Annotated in this window: 2 protein-coding genes; one reads left to right on the top strand and one right to left on the bottom strand. The window is 61.7% G+C overall.

What is annotated here, in order from left to right:
- A partial coding sequence (locus JK635_RS28840; RefSeq protein ID WP_235888222.1) for a hypothetical protein occupies positions 1 to 200 on the bottom strand: 200 nt, incomplete at its 3' end.
- A 222-nt stretch (positions 201 to 422) separates the two neighbouring features.
- Here JK635_RS28840 and JK635_RS28845 point away from each other — a divergent pair.
- Positions 423 to 647 (top strand): hypothetical protein (locus JK635_RS28845; RefSeq protein ID WP_202655497.1); only part of this gene is annotated, 225 nt, incomplete at its 3' end.

Below are 647 nucleotides of genomic sequence, written 5' to 3' on the forward strand. Positions count from 1 at the left end.
ACTGGCTGCTCAACCGCCAGCTCGACCTGGTCAATGCCTGGCATAAAAAAGTGCTCGGGCCGGCGGCTCAGTGAACCATGCCAGAACTTGCGGATGGCAACAATGTGCATGCCATTCCGATGGTTTGGGTCAACCGCCGGCCCCGTGACGGCTGCCGGCAACAGGCGGCGCCGCATCCCGTCCGCAATTTGATCTGCCACAGCAAGCGCAACAGGCATACGGGGCTAACTGGATGACAACGGCAAGCGATATGCCGATCCATACCAGTGCATGCCGATTCGACCAAGGCACGGTAATTGCAGGCGCAAGCCTGTTTCGGATCACATGGCTGCCATGGCGGAAAAGCGCACCAGCGCGGAGCATGTACAGATCCGCATGCATCAACGCCATGCAGCCCATGCAGCATGTTGAGGAGGAAGACCATGAACAGCATCAGCAGCAGGAATATCGCCGAACAGCTTTGCACGCTGGCCACCCTGTTCGAAGCCGAAGCGCTGCGCTGCAAGGCCTATGGCGCGCCGAATGCCACGGAGGTATCCAGGCAGGCGCGCGCCGTGCGCACGATGGCCGACCAGTTATGGGACGCCAATGTCGCAGTGCCGGTTGGACGCCAGCCCGAGCAGCGCGGCCAGGCCAAGGACGGCAAG

This window comes from Neobacillus paridis (assembly GCF_016765675.1).
Taxonomy (GTDB): domain Bacteria; phylum Bacillota; class Bacilli; order Bacillales; family Cytobacillaceae; genus Neobacillus; species Neobacillus paridis.